At 47.3% G+C, this 20,684-nt stretch carries 20 protein-coding genes; 10 read left to right on the top strand and 10 right to left on the bottom strand.

Annotated elements, in window-relative coordinates:
* Positions 1-107 precede the first annotated feature (107 nt).
* Entirely contained in the window at positions 108-470 is a 363-nt protein-coding gene (locus H8K38_RS13935) for a helix-turn-helix transcriptional regulator (protein WP_223826863.1), read from the bottom strand.
* Between the two features lie 126 nt (positions 471-596).
* Between H8K38_RS13935 and H8K38_RS13930 the strand changes: the two genes are divergently transcribed.
* The 8 genes from H8K38_RS13930 (at position 597) to H8K38_RS18525 (ending at position 7,848) form a co-directional block, all read left to right on the top strand.
* Positions 597-1,655 carry an efflux RND transporter periplasmic adaptor subunit gene (locus tag H8K38_RS13930; protein ID WP_186885440.1) on the top strand — a complete coding sequence of 353 codons (1,059 nt, stop codon included), beginning with the start codon at positions 597-599 and terminating at the stop codon, positions 1,653-1,655.
* 10 nt (positions 1,656-1,665) lie between these two features.
* Positions 1,666-4,869 carry an efflux RND transporter permease subunit gene (locus H8K38_RS13925; protein ID WP_186885439.1) on the top strand — a complete coding sequence of 1,068 codons (3,204 nt, stop codon included), beginning with the start codon at positions 1,666-1,668 and terminating at the stop codon, positions 4,867-4,869.
* A gap of 10 nt (positions 4,870-4,879) precedes the next feature.
* Positions 4,880-5,089: a DUF2892 domain-containing protein gene (locus H8K38_RS13920; protein WP_186885438.1), complete on the top strand. Its 210-nt coding sequence runs from the start codon at positions 4,880-4,882 to the stop codon at positions 5,087-5,089.
* 35 nt (positions 5,090-5,124) lie between these two features.
* Positions 5,125-5,553, top strand: a complete 429-nt coding sequence (gene trxC / locus H8K38_RS13915) for a thioredoxin TrxC (protein WP_186885437.1) — start codon at positions 5,125-5,127, stop codon at positions 5,551-5,553.
* 39 nt (positions 5,554-5,592) lie between these two features.
* Positions 5,593-6,867, top strand: coding sequence for an NAD(P)/FAD-dependent oxidoreductase (locus H8K38_RS13910; RefSeq protein ID WP_186885436.1), 1,275 nt, complete (start codon positions 5,593-5,595; stop codon positions 6,865-6,867).
* Between the two features lie 13 nt (positions 6,868-6,880).
* A complete protein-coding gene (locus tag H8K38_RS13905; protein WP_186885435.1) occupies positions 6,881-7,210 on the top strand; it encodes a rhodanese-like domain-containing protein in 330 nt (109 codons plus the stop codon).
* 144 nt (positions 7,211-7,354) lie between these two features.
* On the top strand, positions 7,355-7,609 hold the full coding sequence (locus tag H8K38_RS18530; RefSeq protein ID WP_255422984.1) for a bifunctional 2-polyprenyl-6-hydroxyphenol methylase/3-demethylubiquinol 3-O-methyltransferase UbiG: 255 nt from the start codon (positions 7,355-7,357) through the stop codon (positions 7,607-7,609).
* Complete coding sequence (locus H8K38_RS18525) at positions 7,606-7,848, top strand: hypothetical protein (RefSeq protein ID WP_255422983.1); 243 nt, start codon at positions 7,606-7,608, stop codon at positions 7,846-7,848. Before H8K38_RS18530 ends, H8K38_RS18525 begins: the two co-directional genes overlap by 4 nt.
* Before the next feature lie 124 nt (positions 7,849-7,972).
* Here the strand turns inward: H8K38_RS18525 and H8K38_RS13895 are convergent, their stop codons facing one another.
* From H8K38_RS13895 to H8K38_RS13855, 9 genes are all read right to left on the bottom strand, one after another.
* Complete coding sequence (locus tag H8K38_RS13895) at positions 7,973-8,284, bottom strand: high-potential iron-sulfur protein (protein WP_186885434.1); 312 nt, start codon at positions 8,282-8,284, stop codon at positions 7,973-7,975.
* A 190-nt stretch (positions 8,285-8,474) separates the two neighbouring features.
* Positions 8,475-8,825, bottom strand: a complete 351-nt coding sequence (locus tag H8K38_RS13890) for a TrbG/VirB9 family P-type conjugative transfer protein (protein WP_186885433.1) — start codon at positions 8,823-8,825, stop codon at positions 8,475-8,477.
* Between the two features lie 79 nt (positions 8,826-8,904).
* Positions 8,905-9,270 (bottom strand): hypothetical protein, encoded by a 366-nt coding sequence (locus H8K38_RS13885; RefSeq protein ID WP_186885432.1) that lies wholly within the window; start codon positions 9,268-9,270, stop codon positions 8,905-8,907.
* Positions 9,263-9,778 carry a hypothetical protein gene (locus H8K38_RS13880; RefSeq protein WP_186885431.1) on the bottom strand — a complete coding sequence of 172 codons (516 nt, stop codon included), beginning with the start codon at positions 9,776-9,778 and terminating at the stop codon, positions 9,263-9,265. Before H8K38_RS13880 ends, H8K38_RS13885 begins: the two co-directional genes overlap by 8 nt.
* Positions 9,779-9,783: 5 nt before the next feature.
* Entirely contained in the window at positions 9,784-12,870 is a 3,087-nt protein-coding gene (locus H8K38_RS13875) for an efflux RND transporter permease subunit (protein WP_186885430.1), read from the bottom strand.
* A complete protein-coding gene (locus tag H8K38_RS13870) occupies positions 12,860-14,023 on the bottom strand; it encodes an efflux RND transporter periplasmic adaptor subunit (RefSeq protein WP_186885429.1) in 1,164 nt (387 codons plus the stop codon). Before H8K38_RS13870 ends, H8K38_RS13875 begins: the two co-directional genes overlap by 11 nt.
* Positions 14,020-15,405, bottom strand: coding sequence for a TolC family protein (locus H8K38_RS13865; protein ID WP_186885428.1), 1,386 nt, complete (start codon positions 15,403-15,405; stop codon positions 14,020-14,022). Before H8K38_RS13865 ends, H8K38_RS13870 begins: the two co-directional genes overlap by 4 nt.
* Before the next feature lie 120 nt (positions 15,406-15,525).
* Complete coding sequence (locus H8K38_RS13860) at positions 15,526-16,914, bottom strand: sensor histidine kinase (RefSeq protein ID WP_186885427.1); 1,389 nt, start codon at positions 16,912-16,914, stop codon at positions 15,526-15,528.
* Between the two features lie 5 nt (positions 16,915-16,919).
* On the bottom strand, positions 16,920-17,588 hold the full coding sequence (locus tag H8K38_RS13855; RefSeq protein ID WP_186885426.1) for a response regulator transcription factor: 669 nt from the start codon (positions 17,586-17,588) through the stop codon (positions 16,920-16,922).
* A 187-nt stretch (positions 17,589-17,775) separates the two neighbouring features.
* On the opposite strand from H8K38_RS13855, the gene H8K38_RS13850 reads away from it, so the two are divergent.
* Both H8K38_RS13850 and H8K38_RS13845 read left to right on the top strand, forming a co-directional pair.
* Positions 17,776-18,198: a DUF2946 domain-containing protein gene (locus tag H8K38_RS13850; RefSeq protein WP_186885425.1), complete on the top strand. Its 423-nt coding sequence runs from the start codon at positions 17,776-17,778 to the stop codon at positions 18,196-18,198.
* Positions 18,199-18,678: 480 nt separating this feature from the next.
* On the top strand, positions 18,679-20,610 hold the full coding sequence (locus H8K38_RS13845; RefSeq protein ID WP_255422982.1) for a TonB-dependent receptor: 1,932 nt from the start codon (positions 18,679-18,681) through the stop codon (positions 20,608-20,610).
* Positions 20,611-20,684: the final 74 nt, after the last annotated feature.

The raw sequence follows: 20,684 nt of genomic DNA, 5'->3' as shown, positions 1-20,684 counted from the left end.
TATTTGTTTTTTAGAAAAATCAGAAACACTATAGAACTATTTCAACTATCGCGAATGAACAATTAAATAGTTTTTGCTATACATTGATCTATTTAAAACAGCTTAGGTCAATTTGACTTACCTGACAGCGCCGCAGCTTGCTCTGTCAACTGGGAAGCGACGTTATGGCACACCAGATCACATAGCGCGTAGATGGAAGGATCTGCGATCTTGTAGTACACAGAAGTTTTACGGCTTTCTCTTGTAATAATTCCATGATTTGCTAAGTTTGAAAGATGGCGGGACACATTCGCCTGAGAACAAGAGCAAATGATTGCCAGTTCTCCTACATTTTTTTCACTCGCTCTCAACGCATTCAGTATTCGTAGGCGAGTTGGTTCTGCGAGCACAGAAAAATACTGAGCAATTTGCGTTAACGCCTGATCCGGTAAGCCCTTCAACAAGGAGCATATTTTTTCATTATTGCTCATTACCATGCTCATTTTAAATAAATGGCAAATATTTAAAACTGTATTTGCGTAACTGCGCAAATAAGTATATAATTAATTCGTGCTTAATGCAATTACTAATATTTTTTTGAATGAGGAAATTGAATCATGACGAGAAAATCATGGATTTATGCTTCCCTTTTGCTTGCTCTGACAGGTATGACTGCACCGGTTCTGGTAGTCGCAGGGAATCTCACGACAGTGCCTGTGCGCTCAACGAATGACGCAGTCAGTTTTGTCGCCGATGGTTTGGTGGAGGCCGTCAGGCAAACTGGTATTGCTGCGCAAATCTCCGGTGCAATTGTTGATCTTCCTGTCAAGGCTGGCGATACCGTGAAAGCAGGGCAAGTGCTCGTCCGCATGGATGCAAGAGCCGCGAACCAAGAGGCGAAGGCGAGCCGGGCCCAAGTAGATGCGGCGCGCGCCAGTTTAGTTGTTGCTCAAAAAGACTATGAACGGCAAAAACAACTCTTTACTAAAAACTACATTAGTCAGGCTCAGTTAGATCGCGCCGAATCTCAATTTCAGACCGCCAGTGCGCAGGCCAATGCTCTGATCGCCCAAGCGGGTGCTTTACAAACGCAGTCTGGATTTTATGTGTTGGCCGCGCCGTATGCGGGTGTTGTTTCTGATGTCCCCGTGATGTTGGGGGATATGGCAATGCCTGGTCGTTTGTTGATGACAGTGTATGACCCCGTTGCGATGCGCGTTACCGCAACCGTTCCCCAGGAACGTGTTGCAGAGATTGCTGCTGAACAAAAAATTATTGTAGAAATTCCCGGCATGCCTGCTTCTCAGCGTTTGACTCCTGCAAACAAAGTCACTGTTTTGCCGATGGTGGATGCGGCAACGCACACGGTACAGGTCAGACTGGAATTGCCGCAAAAAATATCGGGCTTAAGTCCGGGAATGTTTGCTCGCGTCAGCCTGAAAAGTAAGCCTGTGAACAGTGATGCGAATCGCTTATATGTCCCGTTGAAGTCAGTGTTTCGTCGTGCTGAGCTGAGCGCTGTCTATGTCGTCAATGCGCAAGGAAAGCCCTTACTGCGGCAGGTAAAGTTAGGTCCGGTGACAGGAACCGAGCAAGAGATACTCAGTGGCGTATCGGCAGGTGAACAAGTCGCAGCAGATCCGCTTGCTGCAGCGCGTATTGCAGCCTCCCGCTAAGGAGTTTCAGATGAATAAAATCTTGGGAATATCCGGGCGCATCGCGGCGTTTTTTCAGACCGCGCAGATCACGCCGTTGCTGGCTTTAGTGGCGTTTCTGCTGGGTTTGTTCGCCGTAATGGTGACGCCGCGGGAAGAAGAGCCGCAAATCAATGTGACGATGGCGAATGTACTGATTCCTTTTCCAGGCGCGTCAGTTAAAGACGTCGAGCAGATGGTGGCTATCCCGGCAGAACAAGTGTTAAGCCAGATCGAAAATGTCGAGCATGTGACATCGGTCTCACGTCCTGGTTTGGCGATTATGACTGTTCAGTTTGAGGTCGGCGTTCCGCGTACAGATGCTTTAGTGCGCTTGTATAACACGGTACACAGCAACCGGGATTGGTTGCCTGCCAATCTGGGCACATCTGAGCCATTGATAAAGCCCAAAGGCATTGACGATGTTCCTATCGTTTCCCTGACTCTCTGGAGCAAAAATCAGCAAACCGGCGCGTTTGATATCGAACGTGTTGCACATAGTATTGAAGCGGATTTAAAGCGTGTTAAAGGAACGCGAGAAGTCATGAGCGTAGGCGGACCCGGGCGGGCGATCAATGTAGAACTGGATCCTGCAAAGCTTTCTGCCAACGGTTTGACAGTCGCCGATTTGCGGGACAGTTTACAGTCGGCCAATTCCGGTATGCCGGGTGGTGAACTGGTTGCAGGTAATCGGTCGATTCAAGTCGATGCAGGAGAATTTTTACGCGATGCAAAGAGCATTGGTGAACTGGTAGTCGGCGTAAAGGCTGGCAAGCCTGTGTATTTACAAGATGTCGCCAAAATTGAAGACGGGGCTTTACCCGCTGCAAAATTTGTATGGCACGGCGTCGCTGGTAAGGATGCCGCTGAATATCCGGCTGTCACAATCGCGATCACAAAAAAGCCGGGCCAAAATGCTGTCGATGTTGCGACTGCCGTAATTGCGCGAGCCGAAATCTTGCGTAATACCATTATCCCTGCGGACGTTGAAATGACGACTACGCGGAACTATGGGCAGACCGCAGACGATAAAGCAAAAAAATTAATTCAAAAATTATTGTTCGCTACCGCTTCCGTCGTTGCTTTGGTCTTTCTTGCTCTGGGACGTCGTGAGGCCGCGATCGTCGGTACGGCGGTCATTCTGACGCTGACGGTCACCTTGTTCGCCTCATGGGCATGGGGATTTACTCTGAACAGGGTATCTCTGTTTGCCCTGATTTTCTCTATCGGGATACTGGTGGATGATGCGATCGTGGTCGTTGAGAACATCCACCGTCATCAGGCATTATTCCCCGGGAAGACTTTGCAGGAAATCATTCCAGGGGCAGTCGATGAAGTGGGTGGGCCGACCATTCTGGCGACGCTGACCGTGATTGCTGCGTTGTTGCCGATGGCCTTTGTTACTGGCTTGATGGGCCCTTACATGAGTCCGATACCGATCAATGCGAGTATGGGGATGTTGCTGTCTTTGGCGATTGCCTTTGTCGTCACGCCCTGGCTGGCAAGATTGTGGATGAAAGAGGGATATCACGGTGGTGACGGTATTGCGGCAAAACTGGCACCACTATTCAGTAAAGCCTTCAGGCCGTTTCTTGAGGAAAAAACCGGCGCAAGTAACCGACGTAAATTAGGTCTTGGCGTTGCGATTCTGATTGCTCTTTCAGTCCTGCTGCCGATACTGGGTTTCGTGCAATTAAAGATGCTGCCTTTCGATAATAAATCCGAATTTCAGATTGTCGTGGATATGCCTGCGGGCACACCAGCAGAAAAAACGGCGGCAGTATTGCACGAGCTCGGATCGTATTTACAAACAGTACCGGAAGTCACCGATTATCAAGCCTATGCGGGTACGGCTGCACCGATTAATTTTAATGGGCTGGTGCGCCAATACTATTTACGTGCAGCCAGTGAGCTAGGCGATATTCAGGTTAATCTCGCTGATAAACATCATCGCACTGAAAAAAGTCATGTCATCGCAACCCGCGTCAGACCTGCGTTGCAGGAAATTGGCAAGCGTTATTCTGCGAACGTAAAAATAATCGAAGTGCCGCCTGGTCCGCCTGTGCTGGCGCCGATTGTCGCTGAAATTTACGGCCCCAGTGACGAGGGACGTAGACAAGTCGCGAAGTCTGTTCGTACTATCTTTGAAAAGACGAAAGGAGTGGTCGATGTTGATGACACGAGTATCGTTGACGCCCCGCGAAAAATCATTCTGATCGACAAACGCAAGGCGTCGCAGCTCGGTGTTTCGCAAACGGCGATCGTGACCACGCTGCGTGCTGGTCTCGCTGGTGACGTAGCAAGCTATCTTCACGATGAAAGTAAATATCCTGTATCAGTCAATCTGCATTTGCCTGTCAGCGATCAGGGCAATATTGATCAGTTGCTCTCATTAGGTGTGAAAAATGCACAGGGCAATATTGTTCCGATACGCGAACTGGTGACGATCTCCGATACGGTAAGAGAGCAGCCCGTCTATCATAAAGATGGGGCAGCCGTGAATTATGTGACTGGTGACATGGCCGGAGCCGTCGATAGCCCGCTGTACGGCATGTTCGCGATGCGTTCTGACATTGCTAAAGTGCAGACACCAGGCGGTGGCGCGATAGATGAGTACTTTATCAGTACCCCAGCAGACACTTATCGCGGCTTCAGCCTGAAGTGGGATGGTGAATGGCAGGTGACTTATGAGACTTTCCGTGATATGGGCGCAGCCTATGCTGTCGGACTGGTGTTGATTTACCTATTGGTGGTCGCGCAATTCGGCTCTTATCTGACGCCGCTGATTATCATGGCGCCGATTCCTCTCACCATCATCGGCGTGATGCCAGGACATGCGCTGCTTGGTGCGCAATATACAGCGACCAGCATGATAGGGATGATCGCTTTAGCTGGCATCATCGTGCGCAATTCCATCCTGCTGGTTGATTTTATTCATGTTCAGGTGGCAACCGGAATGACGTTTAAAGAGGCGGTGGTAAGTTCCGCAATTACCCGGGCTCAGCCGATTGCTCTGACCGGTTTGGCCGCCATGATGGGGGCATTTTTTATTCTTGATGATCCTATTTTTAACGGGCTCGCCATCTCTCTGATCTTCGGTATTTTTGTTTCAACATTGCTGACCCTCGTGATTATTCCATTGCTGTATTTCACGGCGTATCAGCATCAATATCCATCGCAAACTCAATCACAGTAAGGAGCTTCTTATGAACAGCTGGCAAGTAGTACGCGTTATTGCAGGTTTTTTCATCCTGTTAAGTCTGGCGTTGGGAATTCCCGGCAGTCCTATTTTCGTTAATCAGTGGTGGCTGGCTTTTACAGCATTTGTCGGTATTAACTTATTTCAGAGCGGCCTGACCAAATGGTGTCTGATGGAAAGCATCGTTCGCAAACTTGGCATCAAAGCAGGTAACTGAACACGCGATCACATTGATCAGATAAGGAGATTGTCATGCACCTGGTTTGCCCTGTATGCGGTGCTACGAATCGTGTTGCAGATGAACGCTTATTTCAGCATCCAGTCTGCGGCAAGTGCGGTGCAGATCTGATGGCGACTGAACCTGTGCCAATCAGTGAGCAGGCTTTGGTTAAGTTCATCGAAAAGACGGAGTTACCGGTATTGATTGATTTCTGGGCAGAGTGGTGTGGCCCCTGCCGGGCGATGGCACCACAATTTGCTGAAGCGGCGAGAAATGCGCCAGATATTCGTTTTATAAAAGTTGATAGCGATGCGGCACCGATGGCCAGTCAACGCTATGGCATTCGTAGTATTCCGACTTTGCTACTGATGTATCAGGGGCGGGAAATCGGACGGCAGAGCGGAGTGATGCCCGCTTCGCAAATAGTTGCATGGGTGCGCAGCATATTACCGAAGAAGTAATCAGCGCAAATTGATGAACGATACACAGGAGGAGACACCATGGCACATATCGTTATATTGGGAGCGGGCACCGGCGGCATGCCGGCCGCTTATGAGTTGCGCGAAAAACTGGATACGTCGCATCGCGTTACCGTGATAAACGCAGTTGATTATTTTCAGTTCGTACCTTCAAATCCCTGGGTGGCTGTTGGTTGGCGTCAGCGCGAGGCGATTACATTTCAGATTCGTCCCTATCTTGAAAAGAAAGGCATAGAATTTATTGCACAAGCTGTTGTGCGTATTGATCCAGAAAAAGATTCATTGACTGTGAATGATGGCACTGTTGTTGAATATGATTTTTTAGTGATTACTACCGGGCCAAAGTTGGCATTTGATGAAGTGCCAGGCGCGGGTCCAGTGAATGGATTTACTCAGTCTATTTGTTCTGTCGATCACGCAGAACATGCTTACCAGGCATATCAGAAATTTTTAGAAGATCCCGGGCACGCGATTATTGGTGCGATGCCGGGTGCATCGTGTTTCGGTCCTGCCTATGAATTTGCATTTATTTTCAATAAGGATCTGAAGAAGCGCAAATTGCGCAATAAAGTTCCGATGACCTACGTGACAAGTGAACCTTATATCGGACATCTCGGACTTGGTGGTGTGGGTGACTCCAAGTCGATGTTGGAAAGCGAGTTCCGTCATCACGATATTAAGTGGATTTGTAATGCAAAGACTACTCGCGTTGAGGATGGAAAAATGTTTGTCAGCGAGATGGACGACATGGGCAATCTCAAAAAAGAGCATGAGCTACCGTTTAAATACAGCATGATGTTGCCGGCGTTTCGCGGTGTTGATCCAGTTGCTGCTGTTGAAGGTTTATGTAATCCCCGTGGTTTCGTTCTCATCGATGAAAATCAGCGAAGTAAAAAGTACCGGAATATTTTTTCTGCAGGTGTCTGTGTTGCGATACCACCGGTAGAAGTCACACCTGTTCCTACAGGTGCGCCCAAAACGGGATACATGATAGAAAGCATGATTACCGCGATTGTCCATAATATCGAAGCTAATCTGGCTGGTACACCGGCGACTGCCAAAGGCTCATGGAACGCGATCTGTCTTGCTGATATGGGAGATACCGGAGCGGCTTTCGTTGCTTTGCCGCAGATACCCCCGCGGAATGTAGCCTGGTTTAAAAAGGGACAATGGGTGCATTTGGCCAAAATCGCTTTTGAAAAATATTTTCTGCATAAAATGAAAGCAGGAACCTCTGAGCCGATTTATGAAAAGTATGTCTTGAAGCTTTTAGGCATAGAACGTTTGGATAAATAAAATAGGTAAAACAATGAGTTTGTTAGGAAAATTAATTGGAGCATTTGCCGGAACCGAGCAGGAATTACCGGCAAATGCGATATTGATCGACGTCCGTTCTTCAGGTGAATATCAAGCCGGATACATAGCTGGTGCTGTTTCTTTACCATTGGGGGAGGTAGGTGACCGTATTCACAGTGTTGTGCCAGACAAGGACGCACCCGTCATCGTCTATTGCCAGTCGGGTGCCCGTTCTGCCTCTGCAAAAAACATCCTGTCGAACATAGGCTATACCAATGTCGCCAATGGCGGCGGGGTTGGCAGTCTGGCGCTCCGTTTACAAAAGCAAATTTGCCGTTTGTAATCCACCATGACAACACAAATAACTGCCCGCCGATTCAGCAATCCTGAGGAAACCTGGAGCAAACGATTTTCTTGCGATGAATATATTTTTGGAACTGAAGCCAATCATTTCCTGATTCACTGCTAAGACGCGCTCCATTCCGGTATGCGTGCGCTGGTTGTTGCAGACGGGGAAGGGCGTAATAGCGTCTGGCTGGCAGAGCAAGGTTTGATCACAACAGCGTTTGATATTTCACCTGTCGGCGTGAATAAAGCAAGGAAGTTGGCGCAACAAAAAAATGTTGACGTGAATTTTGTCGTTGCTGACTGTGATCACTTTGATTGTGCACCAGCGCATTACGATACTGTTGTTGCGATTTTCGTCCAGTTCGCTGATCCGGAAATGAGAGCTCGAATATGATCCGTGCACTAAAACCGGGTGGTGTTCTGGTTCTTCAGGGATACAGCCCAGCGCAGCTTGAATACAAGACCGGCGGCCCTCAGGATATTGCCCACCTTTACACAGAAGAATTACTGCGTGATTCTTTTTCTTCGCTGGATATTCGCGAATTGCGTTTTTACGAAGAAGTATTGAATGAAGGAACGCAACATGCCGGTAGATCAGCTTTGGTTGGTATGCTGGCTTATAAACCTGAATAAAACAGACTGTTTAAGCAGATGTTGATTGACGCAGAGAATCCAACCATAAATCGCAGTCAACTATAACTGTGGTTATGGCAAGTTTCCGCTGCAGAAGCCGGAAACTTGCTAAATTCAGACGAACTTACGCTTTCTTCGCCCAGGCTGCACACCAGCCTTTGCCATTAACCAGTTTGTTACCCATGGCACCGCAGGCACCCCAGCTGTCAGTTGCTTTACCTTGATACAACATGCAGTTAGAGCAGGTTTTTCCAGCCGCATAGGCAGGGAATTTTTTAGCATCGACTTTCGTCGCATCGTTTTTATAGCCCAATGCAGTTGCGGCAGCATCAGTTTCTGCGATTTTTTGTGCTTGCGCCTGTGTGAGTCCGCTGGCTGAAATTGTCAGTGCAACGACTGGAATAGTTTTGAAAATGAATTGGCGACGTGACGTCATGGCAATGTCCTTTGGCTGGTTCATAGAAAATAAAATTGAAACTACTTTTCTAAGTCTATGCTTTCTATCAAAGTCAGATGTGAGTTGTATCAATAAAAGATTGAAATTTGTTTTTCTTATGCTTTTATTTTTAACTTTTTATCTGAAACATGGTGTCCGGTGAGTCAATCTTTACGTCAATTTCAGATCATCAGTTTTTAGCTTTTTCTTTAAAAATCCCGACAGCACGCTCGCCCGCATGGCGTAAAACGATATGACTGAATTTCGCTGGGACAATTAATGTTTTGCCTTCAGAATCAAAGTTAAATTTTGATTCTGTACCGGCTGAATCAATAGAAAATATTTCAGGTGTCAAAGTAGCGGTTTTTAACTTTATCAAGACATCTTCATTGACTTGACTGACTTCGACAGGATACAGATTGCTATCTGCATCACCTTCGATTTTGTAGACGAAGTTTTCATGTTCTCTGACTGCTTTCTGACATGCTGAGGTAAAAGCCAGCATGCAAGCCAAAGCAATAATTTTCAGTATTTTCTTCAATTGTTTACTCCGCTATCTGTCGTTTAAATTTTACTACTCTAATCCATCGTGGCGAAACAGATGAAATCTGAGCTCGTTTTTATTTTTCCTGAAGAACCTGAACAAATGTTGAAATTTTTCCTTCACTACATTTTTCCGGGATTATTTCAATTTCATCCCCTGCTTTGACTTCGGTATCTTTAGGAACTTCGGTGATCGTCGTGACAAATTTTCTTATGTGGCGATAATGAACTTTAACGAAATGCCGATTTTTAATGTCATCGTCGGTCAAAGAATCAAGACATGGCAGTATGGCGTCTTCGGGAGGTTTTGTGCTGATAATTGACAGTACCCAGGCACGGCGGGCGCCTTGATCCCAATGTATATCCGTTGCGAGTGCAGGGCTGAATATTCCAGCCATGCAGAAAAAGAAAATGAACAGCTGGCGGCTTATGTGTTTATTCATGATCGATTTTTGCCAGATGCAGCTGGGCTAACAATTGTTGAGTCTCGGATTTGCTTATCGTTGAAATATGTTCATTCCTTTGATTAAAGTAAATGCCGAGATTCACTTTGTAAAAATAGGCTACTCCGGCTTTAAACTCCCGTTCTATCTGATCACCGCCGAATGTCGCTGAGCCTAACTGATGTTTGCCAGGTGAAACTTCAAATGCGATGAAGGTATCTGGAGCAAGAGTTGTAATTTGTTTCTGATCGAGACTGACCCTGGTGGGCAATTGTGCAGCGACGAATCCTGTGCGAATGAGATACAGTTTTGCCTTTTCTGCTGTGGGTAAATGCAATTCCTTTGCTTGCTTTTCGTTGGCATCGTCAGCCATAGGAACGGAGATGCATTCGCGCCACGAACCAAATATCTTGCATGAGGCGGTTTTATTTGCACTATGTACCGGCAAGATGGATGCACAATACAGGCAGATAAATACGCTGAAAGAATGGAGCAGGGATATCTTCATTTAATTTACTCTTCCTCTCGTGCTTTATCTTTGAAGAGGGAATAGCTCAGCGGCAACAACAGTAAAGTGAAAATAGTTGCCGTAATAATTCCCCCAACAATCACAACCGCAAATGGTCGCTGTGTTTCCGAGCCGATTCCGTGTGATAGTGCGGCAGGCAATAACCCCAGGCCTGCCATCAAGGCTGTCATCAGAATAGGGCGCAAACGCGCAACGGCGCCTTCAATCGCGCTAGGGAAAGCAATATCTTTCTTTCTTTCAAAATCAAGAATTTGTTCCAGCATGATGACGCCGTTTTGCACAGAAATACCCGCAACGGCAATAAAGCCAACCGCAGCGGATACTGAAAAGTGCAAGCCTGCGACCGCGAGGCCAGCGATGCCACCGACCATGGTAAATGGCACCATGACCAGTACAAGTAAGGCCATTCTGATTGATCTGAACGCCCAGAATAGCAAGGCGAAAATCAGGAAAATAGTCACTGGAACAATGATTACCAGACGTTTCACTGCACGCTGTTGATTTTCAAACTGACCGCCCCAGGTCACAAAATAACCAGGAGGTAAATTCACTTGTTCACTGACTTTCTTTTGTGCTTCGGCGACAAAACTACCCTGATCTCTGCCCAGTAAGTTTGCTTTCACAGAGGCATTACGACCGCCAGCTTCACGGCTGATGCGACCGGCACCTTGTTTCAGAAATATTCTGGCAAGATCAGCCAGATCTATGGTTCCGGCTCCGTTCGGCAAATTGACTTGTAGGGCGCCTATGCTATCAATGGAGTTGCGATAAGCTGCTTTCAGTCGAACGGTAATATCAAACCGTTTATCACCCTCAAAAAAAGTATTCACTGGATAATCCGCGAGTGCCGTCTGAATCGCGTTATTCACATCGACGACATTAATACCTAATCGCGCAATTTTTTCGCGATCTATCACGATGTTGAGTTCAGTTTGCCCGCCGATTTTGACAGCATCGACATCAGCCGCACCTTCTATGCCGCGTAAGATGTTGGCAATCTGCTCGCTTTTCTGCGTCAGCACATCAAGATCCGGACCGAAGATTTTGATCGCGATTTCTCCTTTGACGCCGGATAAAGACTCTTCAACACTGTCTTGGATCACCTGCGAAAAATTGGTTGGGACGCCAGGTAAGACGCCGATTTTGGCAGTCATATTGGCAATCAGACTCTCTTTATCTTTAAATTTCCATTCACTGTGCGGTTTCAGTTCGGCGAGAATTTCCATGTTGTTCGGGCCTTTAGGGTCCGTGCCATCATCCGGTCTGCCAACGTGAGCCACAACGGATTTCACTTCCGGATAGCTAAGTAAAATCGAACGCACCTGACGCTCAATGTCTTTGGTTTTTTCTAAAGCAGTGGATGGCGGCAGGCTGATGGTCAGCCAGATATTTCCCTCATCCAGTTTAGGAAGAAATTCGCTGCCCAACTGGGGAGCGAGACCCAATGTAATGATAAGAATCAATGTCGATACAAAAATGACGCCATGTTTTTTCTTTGTCGCAGACTGCAGCAATTCCCGATAGAACTGTTGCGCTTTCTCCATCCACTGACTATGTCGCTCAGCAAGGCTGTGCTTTTTCATTGTCAGAGTCAATAAAGTAGGAATCAGGGTGATCGTCAGAATCAAGGCGCCGAGCATGGCAAAACTTAAGGTCAGCGCGACTGGCGAGAATATTTTTCCTTCCACCCGTTGAAACGTGAAGATGGGAATGAACGCCAGAATAATGATGGCTTTGGCGAACAGGATGGGATGGCCCATTTCAACGACGGTATCTTTGAGAACATGTTTTCGCCATAGAAACAGATTTCCATGTTCTTCATTATGCTTGAGCGCCAGCCTCACCATTAATGCTTCGACCAACACGACAGCGCTATCGATAATTATGCCGAAATCAACAGCGCCCAGTGAGATCAGATTGGCCGGAATCCCTCGCAGATCAAGCATGATAAAGGCGCACATCAGCGATAAGGGAATCACCGTGACGACAATCAGGGCCGCGCGCCAGTTGCGCAGAAATACGATCAGAATCGCGACGACCAACACAGCACCGACGACCAGATTCTCAAAGACTGTCATGATCGTGTGGTGCAATAAATCAGTGCGATCATAAATCGGGCGTATTTTCACGCCTTGAGGTAACTTGGCATTAACGATCTCGATTTTTTTCTTTAATTCTTCAATGATTTTCGCTGCATTACCGCCTTTGGTCATCTGTACGATACCCAGTACATAGCTGTCACCCTGGTTATACGAGACGATTCCAGAGCGGGGATGATGCGTGATTTCTACGTCTGCCACATCGGATATCAACACAGTTTTTCCATTCTTTGCATTGATAATGACGCGACCGATGTCTTCTTTCTTTTCAAACAGACCCTGACCACGGACGACTAAAGCTTCATCGCCACGGCGTATCGTGCCGCCACCGACATTGCTGCTATTGTTGGTCAGTGCCTGACTGACCTGATCGAGTGTGACACCGTAACGTTTTAAGGCATTCGGATCGACCTGTACCTGATATTCTTTGACCGTGCCGCCAAAACTGACCACATCGGCGACGCCAGATACAATCCGCAATTCGGGACGTATCGTCCAGTCTTGCAAACTGCGCGCATCATTTTCAGACATGTCCTTGGGAACTTCCAGCACGTACCGGTAAATTTCACCGACGGCGGTCGTCAGCGGTGCAATTGTTGCCTGTACGCCTGTGGGCAGTGTGACGCCTTGCAGTCTTTCGAGTACCTGTTGGCGCGCGAAATAGTCATCGGTGCCATCTTTAAATGTGATGGTCACTACCGACAGGCCTGTAATTGAAACTGAGCGCAATTGCGTCTGCCCGGGAACGCCGCTCATTTCGCGTTCTATCGGCAATGTCACTGCACGTTCAACTTCTTCGGCCGCCTGTCCCTGGAATTGCGTGACTATCTGTACTTGTACGTCCTGCACATCTGGAAACGCTTCAATCGGCAAATTGCTCATAGCGCGATAGCCGAAGAAAATTAAGGCGACCGTCAGGACTAAAACAAAAACGCGCTGCGTCAGAACAAAATCAACGAATTTATTGAGCATGTGATGCAACCTCTGCGTTGAGTAACAGCGCTCCTTCTTCGACGATGCGTTGCTTGTTGTTCAGTGCAGCATTCGATGCCACATCGGCATAACTGACATCACGGTCTTTGCGCACAATGTTGACTTTTTGCTTTTGAAACTCACCTTCGCGTTTTTCCAGAAAAACATAGTTATAGAGACCTTCAACGATCAGGGCGGCATTCGGTATACGAAATGCTTTCTTGTCGCTATCGGCCAGAAACGACACGCGGGCAAACATTTCCGGACGGAGTTTCCCGTCTTTGTTATTTAATATCCCCCTGATTTGTATCCGCCGTGTGGTCGGATCAAGCGCTAAACCAACACGATCAACAAGTGCATCAAAAATCTGATCGGGATAGGCGTCAAATTCCAGCTGAATCTTTTGTCCGTTCTTGATGTTGCCTATATACCGTTCAGGGACATCAACGAGCACCCACAATCGGTTTAAATCCGTTATCGTCAACAATGGAGCCGTGGCATCGGGGCGTACTTCCAAGCCTGGGTTAATTTGCTTATCTGTCACCAGCCCGCTGATCGGGGCTTTCAGAACGAATTTTCCATTTTCGCTGCCTTGCGCATTCAGGTTGCGCATACGCAAACCGGCGCGTTTTGTTTCTGCTGCAGCCTGCAGATAATCAGCTTCGGCAGATTCAACATCCTTACGCGCAATCACTTCTTGCTCGAGTAACTTTTGCGCCCGATCCAGATTTAATTTTTTACGCTGTTGATCTGCTTTGGCTTTTACGAAGTCGGCGTCTGCCGTTGCCATATCCGGCGAGTCCAGTATCAGAAGCGGAGTATCTTTCTTAACGTAATCGCCAATCTCGACGGTGGAGCGGATAACGCGCCCAGCGACAGGCGAGCTGACGCGGCTCGTCACGTTTTCGTCGTAAGCGAGTTTGCCGTTCATCGTGTCCGCTATGGGCAAGCTGACTTCGCTGATGGTTGCTAATTTGATTGAAGCAAGTTGCGGTGCATTTGCCGGGTAGCTTATTTTTCCGATTTCCGCTTTTGCTGTCTGCGGAGTGTCTGTCTTTTTCTCAGTCGCTGTGACTAGTTTTGCGGAGTAGATTACAGTGATGCCAGCGAAAGCGAGCGCGATAAGTACAACGGGGATTTGACGTAATTTCATTTATGTTCCAATTCTTCCAGGCTGATACGCAGTGTCATGCTGGCTTTCGCCAGATCAGCTTTGGCGTTGATCGTATCTAACTCGATTGACCTATAAGTGCGGCGCGCATCCAATACATCCATGACGGGGACGGCGCCATTTTTAAAGGCGAATTCAGTCGCCTCTGCTGATTTACGAGCCGCCGGAAGTAATTCGTTTTGAAACCGCGCCAGCAGTGTTTTTGATGTTTGCAGTGATTCAAACTGCAGGTTCAATTCGTTGCGTGCGGCATCGATGGTTTTTGCTAAGTTTTCTTGCGCTGCATCGACGGCGACTTCCGCAGCGCGGATTTCTCCCTGAAATTCGTAGCGACTGAACAAGGGAATTTGTATGGAAATACCATAGCTATTTCCGGAACCCAGTTGATTGGCAGGGCTGGTTGGATAATGCTCGAACTGCAGGCCAACAGTGACATCGCGTGTCCTTGCTGCGAGGGCTAGTTTCCGTGCTGCCAGCGCAGCGTCCAGTCGGGCTTTTGCCGCCGCAACGTCCATGCGTTTCTGAATTAATTCGTCGGACAAAACGCTTGCAGGCAACGCATCTTCAGTGTGCCAGTCATCCACGACCTGTATCGACATGAACGGTGCTTTGATTCCTATGAGTAAGGCCAGCGCACTTTGAGCACGTTTAAGTTCACTGGCTGACTGCAGCAGATCATTTTCTGCGCGCAACGCATCCACACGTACCCGGGCAACATCGGCACCGGCAATATCCCCTGATTTTTTGCGCTTATCCGCCGCGTTTAAGGTCGCCTGATAAGAATCAGAATTTTCTTTACTGATACGTAGTTTGTGTTGCGTTGCCGCCAGATCAAAATAAGCAGCACCGATCATTTGTTTTAATTGACGCTCTGTGTCGTTAAAGTCCAGCCGACTGGCCCTTTCAAGATGCGTCGCAGCTTCAAGCCGTAATTCACGCTTGCCACCGCGTTCGACAAGCTGATCAATTCTGAGGGTGCTATCGACGGTTTTATTTTTCAGCGAACCTGGACCTATACCTAGTCTGGGATTGATCCCGCTGGTTTGAATTGTCAGATTTGGGTTGGGGGCTGCGCCAGCGATTGTCGTTGCCGCCTCTGCATTGGCGACATTGGCTTTTCCAAGCTTCAAATCATGGTTGTATTGACGTGCTAACTGAATTGCACGTTCCAGACTGAGTGGCGATAAGACCGCTTCCGGAATGTTTCCGGAAATGTCGGTATTGTTATTTGCCTTGTTTGATTGGTTCTGAACTGGTTCAATGAGTGACTGAGCATAGCTATGTATTGCTGAGCTACATGCTACGGCAATGGCTATCCTGACAACCCAATTAAACTTTGCCAGTGTAGGGCAAGGTTTAGTCATTTTTATCCTGCATGATGGGAGTAATACGTTGCCCCATTATGCAAATGCAAACTGTCAAAAACATGACAGTAAGCTGACAAAATCCTGACAAGTAAAAATATAACCGTTATTCTTTAACCGTCATTCATTATCGAGAATTGTCGGAAAGTGAACCGAAAAAATGGTACCTCCTGCTTCGGCGTCACTGATCGTGATTTGCGCATTATGATCTTTGACAATGTCGGCAACGATTGCCAGTCCGATACCATTCCCTTTGACACGTTCACCTGTTCCTTCGTAGATGCGATAGTGACGGTGAAAAATCAATTCTCTCTCTGCCTCAGGTATGCCCGGGCCGTTATCTTCAACGGAAAAAATTACTTGTTCGCCTTCGGTAAAGGTGTTGACCGTGACGACCCCACCCTCTGGGGTATAACTGATCGCGTTATCGATCAGGTTTTCTATCAGATCGCGCAGTAAGAAAGCTTCGCCGGAAATGCGCGTCGGAGCAAGCTCAAAACCTAAGTCGATATTTTTTTTATCAGCCGCGCCCAGAAAATGAGGAATGCAATCAGTCACAATCATATCGAGCGATACGGGCTCTAGTCGTTTTCGTTCAAATTTACTTGGTTCTGCTCTTGCGAGTGAAAGCAGCTGATTTGTTTGCCGTATCATCCGTTCGGTTGAAATCATCATTAACGAGATGGATCTGGCTGTTGTTGTCTCGCTCGCATATTTGTCCTGTAGCCATTCGATTTGCGCTTTTAATCCAGCTAAAGGCGTGCGTAACTGATGCGCAATATTGGCCAGAAACTCTTGTTGGGCATTGGAACCGATTTCTATTTTTTTGAGCAAACGGTTAATGGCCGTTACCACAGCACCAAGTTCCAGCGCGTTCTCTTCAACCGGGATCGCTGACAACGCATCAAAATCGCGTTGATTCAGATCCGCCTGTATTTTCTTCAGTGGTAACAAACCTTTTGTTACCGCGATCCACACCACGCCCAGAAGTAAAAAGGTTAAAGCTCCTTCGATAAATATTAACGCTGTCAGTATTCTGGTGCGGATCGCATTACGCTTTTTTAACGTCTCGCCAGCATAAATGACGACATCCTGATCGCCGGCTGAAAATTTAATATTAATGATACGGATCTCTTCTCCGCGCATTTTGCCGTTTGAAAAATGAGGTTCGTCGAGATTCTCCGGCTGAGCCAGAGTCGGAAAGTCGGAATCGCCAGCCAGCGTCTGATTGTTTTGATTGCGGATCGCAAAATAGATGGTGTTGATATGATCAACCCTTAGTACCTGCTCTACAGAAGAGGGCAAATCTACGCTGATGCCAGCTTCTGTTTTATTTAAGCGAGTCGCCAGTGCCCAGCACGTATCAGCCAGACTTTGGTCAAACGCAAGTTGAGCCGGCTCCCAAGCAAGCCAGTACACAAGACCGCCGCCGATGAAATTCACTAATAAAAGGGGAATGATTAACCATCCTAATAGACTGCGACGAATGCTTGGCTGTCCGGAACTCATCAGTTTCACTTTTCCTCTTCCAGCATATAGCCAAAGCCACGAATTGTGCGGATCATCACCTTAGCGTTGTTGAGCTTTAAGCGTATCCGTGAGACATAGACTTCAATTGCGTTGAGCGAAATATCTCCGTCGTGCAGCAAGATGGCATCGATGATCTGCTGTTTGGACACGACACGGTTTTCATTTTTAAGTAGATATTCAAGTATTGTCCATTCCCTGGCAGATAAATCGATGACCTGACCATCAACTGCAGCCCGCTTCGTTTGTGAGTCAAGATGAAGCAGACCAAGCCGGATTCCGACAGAAGCAGGGGATGATCGTCGGACCAAGGCCTTTAAACGTGCGACTAATTCCAACGTCGAAAAAGGTTTGACGAGATAATCATCCGCTCCCATTTCAAAGCCTTTGACGCGATCCAGGATCGCATCTCTTGCAGTTAACATCAGGACGGGAAAATTATTCCGCTGAATTTTCCGTATGTGATGCAGTACATCAAAACCATCCATATCCGGCAGGCCGATATCCAAAATCATGACCGAGATTTTTTGTTCCTGAGAGATAAAACAGGCATCTTTACCATTGCGGGCGACGTCCACCAACATGCCATGCTCGCGCAACATCTGAGAGATGCCTTCTGCCAGCACCGGATCGTCTTCGACTAAAAGAATATGCATAAATGAAAAGGAAGAATGATTGGCGATTGAGGACGCTTACTGTTTCGGAACATTATTGCATGTGCGCTGACATAGAGCCGCTCTTAAATACGCTTCAGGCTGCGAAGATGGAAGCGCGGCATCGTCGTAGTACTGTTTTGTCGCGCGGACGATGATCTGAGTGCTAAGCTGAGTTATAAAATGCGTTATGTTGAATTATAATACTGACATGAAACTTGGAATAATCAATCGACACTGGTATGAAAAGAGCATCTGGATCGCATGTCTTGCGATCTTTTTGAATGCGCTGCTGCCGTCATTGGATTATGCCGTTTCAAAAGCAATCTCCCCACAAGAGATGGTAGAAATATGCTCTGCTGCCGGAACAAAATTTCTTCCGGTCGAGCAAGTTCTGCTCAGTAAGTCTTCTCCCGATACTACGCATCACCAGTTTAAACAATGTTCATTTTGTGTGACGCATGCCGGAACATTTGCGTTGCCGGTTGATCTGTCTGTGCAGTGGATGGTGCCCGTTGGTCACGCCTTGCTGCCTTTCCTGTTTTACCATTCCCCTAAGCTTTTATTTTCCTGGCTACATGCGCATCCGCGCGCTCCTCCTGTTATCGGCTGATTGATTGGCTGATTGTCTTCGCGACTATTATTGAATTCTTTGTCATTCGAACAGATGTCATTCTGTTTCGATCCGTTTGCACATTCATTCTGTCGCCATGACACATCAGCATTGTTTGTACGCTGCTGATTCTGATGCTGAATGCATTCCGGCGTACATCTTTTCTACCTGATACGCAATTTACGAAAGACAGCCGAATTTGTTTGCGCTGAAGCGGGCAACATCTGCTGTACTCGTAAGTTAAAACCCGTCTTACCTTTTCAGGTCAACGGGTGAGCATTATTGTGACCAAGGATATTTATGTCTTTCTGTACATCGTCTGCTAACCGTTTAATTCATCAAGCTCATTCAGAGCGATTTTCCCTTCCTGTTTTAAGAACTTGTGCGCTTGTTATTGCAAGTTTATTTGCTCCTGCCGGCATTACCTCCGCCTCGGCGGAAACTATAGGCAATAGCGGCGGCGGCCTCAATGATTCAGCAATGGAAATTGGTAAAGTCGAAATCAGCGGCCAAAAAATTGGCCCGATAGCGGCAAAAAGTGTCCTCAGTTCCGTCGATATTCTTGGTTCCGATCTGATACAGACCCAACAGGTAGTGAATACGTGGGAGCTCTTCAGCAAAGCACCTGGTGTGATGATGACCCAGTTCAGGCAAGGGAGTGAATCAGGCAAGCTGTCTTTCCGCGGCTTCAATGGTGAAGGTGAAGTGAACGCGGTCAAGCTGCTGATCGATGGTGTGCCGAGTAATGATAATGGCGGCGGCATGCAACTGCTGGACATGTTATTTCCGTTAGAAATCAGATCGATTGAAGTCGTACGTGGAACGAATGATCCACGTTATGGACTGCACAATATCGCCGGAAATGCGAACATCGTTACTCGTAGCGGTGGCAACTACAACGACGCGCGGGTGACTTACGGTAGCTTTGACACAAAAGAAATTCAGCTCGCAAAAGGATGGGAAAGCAATAACTGGTCGCAGAATTATTTTGCCGGTTATCTGAAATCAGCCGGATATCGTGATAACGCGACCTTTGAAAAATCCACCGTTGGTGGCAAATGGTTTTACACCACTGATGATGCTCGTATGCGATTTGGCATCATTGCGCGTCATACAGAAAGTAATGGAGATGAAGCCGGTTACCTGACGGCAGCAGATGCTTATACTCGTCCGACGATATCGTATCCTTATGCGCAGTCTGAAGGTGGCAATCGTCAGATGAATCAATTAAGTGTGCATATTGACGCTGATCCTACAGATAAAACATCGCTGGCGACAAAGGTGTATCTGAATCAGATAAAAGATCAGCGCTGGTTACGCTATTCCAGTACAACATCGCAACAGGAACGTGTTATCGATGAAACGCATGTCGGTATCCTGAATTCTGTGACGTATCGCCCAGGTCTTGCATTAACAGATTGGTTGAAAGATCTGGCGATTGAGGCGGGCGTCAATGCCGAACATCAGGATGATAAAAGTCCGCGTTACAGTACGTCGAACAAGGTAAGGGTGACGACGACCCGAGATCAAAAATTTACGCTGAATAATTACGGGGCATATATACAGGCCGCCATTCAGGCAACGGATACCTTAAAAATTATTCCTGCGTATCGCGTGGATAAATTTGATGGCAGTTTTAATGACGTATCCAAAAATGTGCACTACGGTATTCAGGATTATGGGGTGATCAGACAACCCAAACTGAGCATCGTATACTCGCCATTGCACTCAGCCAGTGTCTATGGCAATTGGGGGCGGACATTCCAGATTGGAGCGGGTGCTGCAGCATACAAATCGAATAAAAATGATTTGCGCCCGTCGATTAATGATGGCTGGGAAGCTGGCGTTAAACTGGTACCAGTCGATTGGATAAATGGCCGTTTCTCTGTTTGGGAACAAAGTGCATCGGATGAAGTAAAACGCCGTTTGAATGATCCCTCCGGCGATTCTGAAAACGTCGGCAGTACCAGGCGCAGCGGTATAGACCTGCAGGTAAATATCCGTCCTGACCAATACAGCAGCGCATGGATTTCCTATTCACGCCAACGTTCAAAAATTGTCGTGCCAGACCCAACTGCACCGATAACAGCGGGTAAGGAAATTGACCACGTACCCGGATATATATTTTCCGCTGGCTATGATGTTCAGGTGACGCCAGCATTGCAGTTATCCGTATCAGGTAATGGGCAGGGCGATTATTATCTGACCACGGCGAACACTGGAAGTAAATATGGTGCGTACGCGTTGTTTAATGTCGGTGCTAAATACAAATTCACCTCATCGGTAGAGTTGGAATTCCAGGTGAAAAATCTGGCTAATCGTTACTACGAATATGTGTGGATTAATGATCAGACACGTCATTCTCCTGGTGACGGCCGGGCATTCTATCTTTCTGCCAATATGAAGTTTTAAGTGAAATAGTCTGCCTGATCAGTGTTTTTCTATACGGTGATCGGGCAGATCTGATAGCTGCTAACTAATTTTAA

This window comes from Undibacterium sp. FT79W (assembly GCF_014284215.1).
Classification (GTDB): Bacteria; Pseudomonadota; Gammaproteobacteria; order Burkholderiales; family Burkholderiaceae_D; genus Undibacterium; species Undibacterium aquatile.
The sequence above is the reverse complement of the archived record's forward strand: the minus strand, read 5'-3'. Positions and strand labels throughout refer to the sequence as shown.

What these genes read in the sequence shown, in the direction of transcription:
- H8K38_RS13930 (WP_186885440.1), top strand. Translation starts at nt 597, where the DNA reads ATGACGAGAAAATCATGGATTTATGCTTCCCTTTTGCTTGCTCTGACA.
- H8K38_RS18525 (WP_255422983.1), top strand. Translation starts at nt 7,606, where the DNA reads ATGATCCGTGCACTAAAACCGGGTGGTGTTCTGGTTCTTCAGGGATAC.
- H8K38_RS13935 (WP_223826863.1), bottom strand. Translation starts at nt 470, where the DNA reads ATGAGCAATAATGAAAAAATATGCTCCTTGTTGAAGGGCTTACCGGAT.
- H8K38_RS13895 (WP_186885434.1), bottom strand. Translation starts at nt 8,284, where the DNA reads ATGACGTCACGTCGCCAATTCATTTTCAAAACTATTCCAGTCGTTGCA.
- H8K38_RS13865 (WP_186885428.1), bottom strand. Translation starts at nt 15,405, where the DNA reads ATGACTAAACCTTGCCCTACACTGGCAAAGTTTAATTGGGTTGTCAGG.
- H8K38_RS13905 (WP_186885435.1), top strand. Translation starts at nt 6,881, where the DNA reads ATGAGTTTGTTAGGAAAATTAATTGGAGCATTTGCCGGAACCGAGCAG.
- H8K38_RS13850 (WP_186885425.1), top strand. Translation starts at nt 17,776, where the DNA reads ATGTTGAATTATAATACTGACATGAAACTTGGAATAATCAATCGACAC.
- H8K38_RS13860 (WP_186885427.1), bottom strand. Translation starts at nt 16,914, where the DNA reads ATGAGTTCCGGACAGCCAAGCATTCGTCGCAGTCTATTAGGATGGTTA.
- trxC (WP_186885437.1), top strand. Translation starts at nt 5,125, where the DNA reads ATGCACCTGGTTTGCCCTGTATGCGGTGCTACGAATCGTGTTGCAGAT.
- H8K38_RS13880 (WP_186885431.1), bottom strand. Translation starts at nt 9,778, where the DNA reads ATGAAGATATCCCTGCTCCATTCTTTCAGCGTATTTATCTGCCTGTAT.
- H8K38_RS13885 (WP_186885432.1), bottom strand. Translation starts at nt 9,270, where the DNA reads ATGAATAAACACATAAGCCGCCAGCTGTTCATTTTCTTTTTCTGCATG.
- H8K38_RS13910 (WP_186885436.1), top strand. Translation starts at nt 5,593, where the DNA reads ATGGCACATATCGTTATATTGGGAGCGGGCACCGGCGGCATGCCGGCC.
- H8K38_RS13925 (WP_186885439.1), top strand. Translation starts at nt 1,666, where the DNA reads ATGAATAAAATCTTGGGAATATCCGGGCGCATCGCGGCGTTTTTTCAG.
- H8K38_RS13920 (WP_186885438.1), top strand. Translation starts at nt 4,880, where the DNA reads ATGAACAGCTGGCAAGTAGTACGCGTTATTGCAGGTTTTTTCATCCTG.
- H8K38_RS13870 (WP_186885429.1), bottom strand. Translation starts at nt 14,023, where the DNA reads ATGAAATTACGTCAAATCCCCGTTGTACTTATCGCGCTCGCTTTCGCT.
- H8K38_RS13845 (WP_255422982.1), top strand. Translation starts at nt 18,679, where the DNA reads ATGGAAATTGGTAAAGTCGAAATCAGCGGCCAAAAAATTGGCCCGATA.
- H8K38_RS13855 (WP_186885426.1), bottom strand. Translation starts at nt 17,588, where the DNA reads ATGCATATTCTTTTAGTCGAAGACGATCCGGTGCTGGCAGAAGGCATC.
- H8K38_RS13875 (WP_186885430.1), bottom strand. Translation starts at nt 12,870, where the DNA reads ATGCTCAATAAATTCGTTGATTTTGTTCTGACGCAGCGCGTTTTTGTT.
- H8K38_RS18530 (WP_255422984.1), top strand. Translation starts at nt 7,355, where the DNA reads ATGCGTGCGCTGGTTGTTGCAGACGGGGAAGGGCGTAATAGCGTCTGG.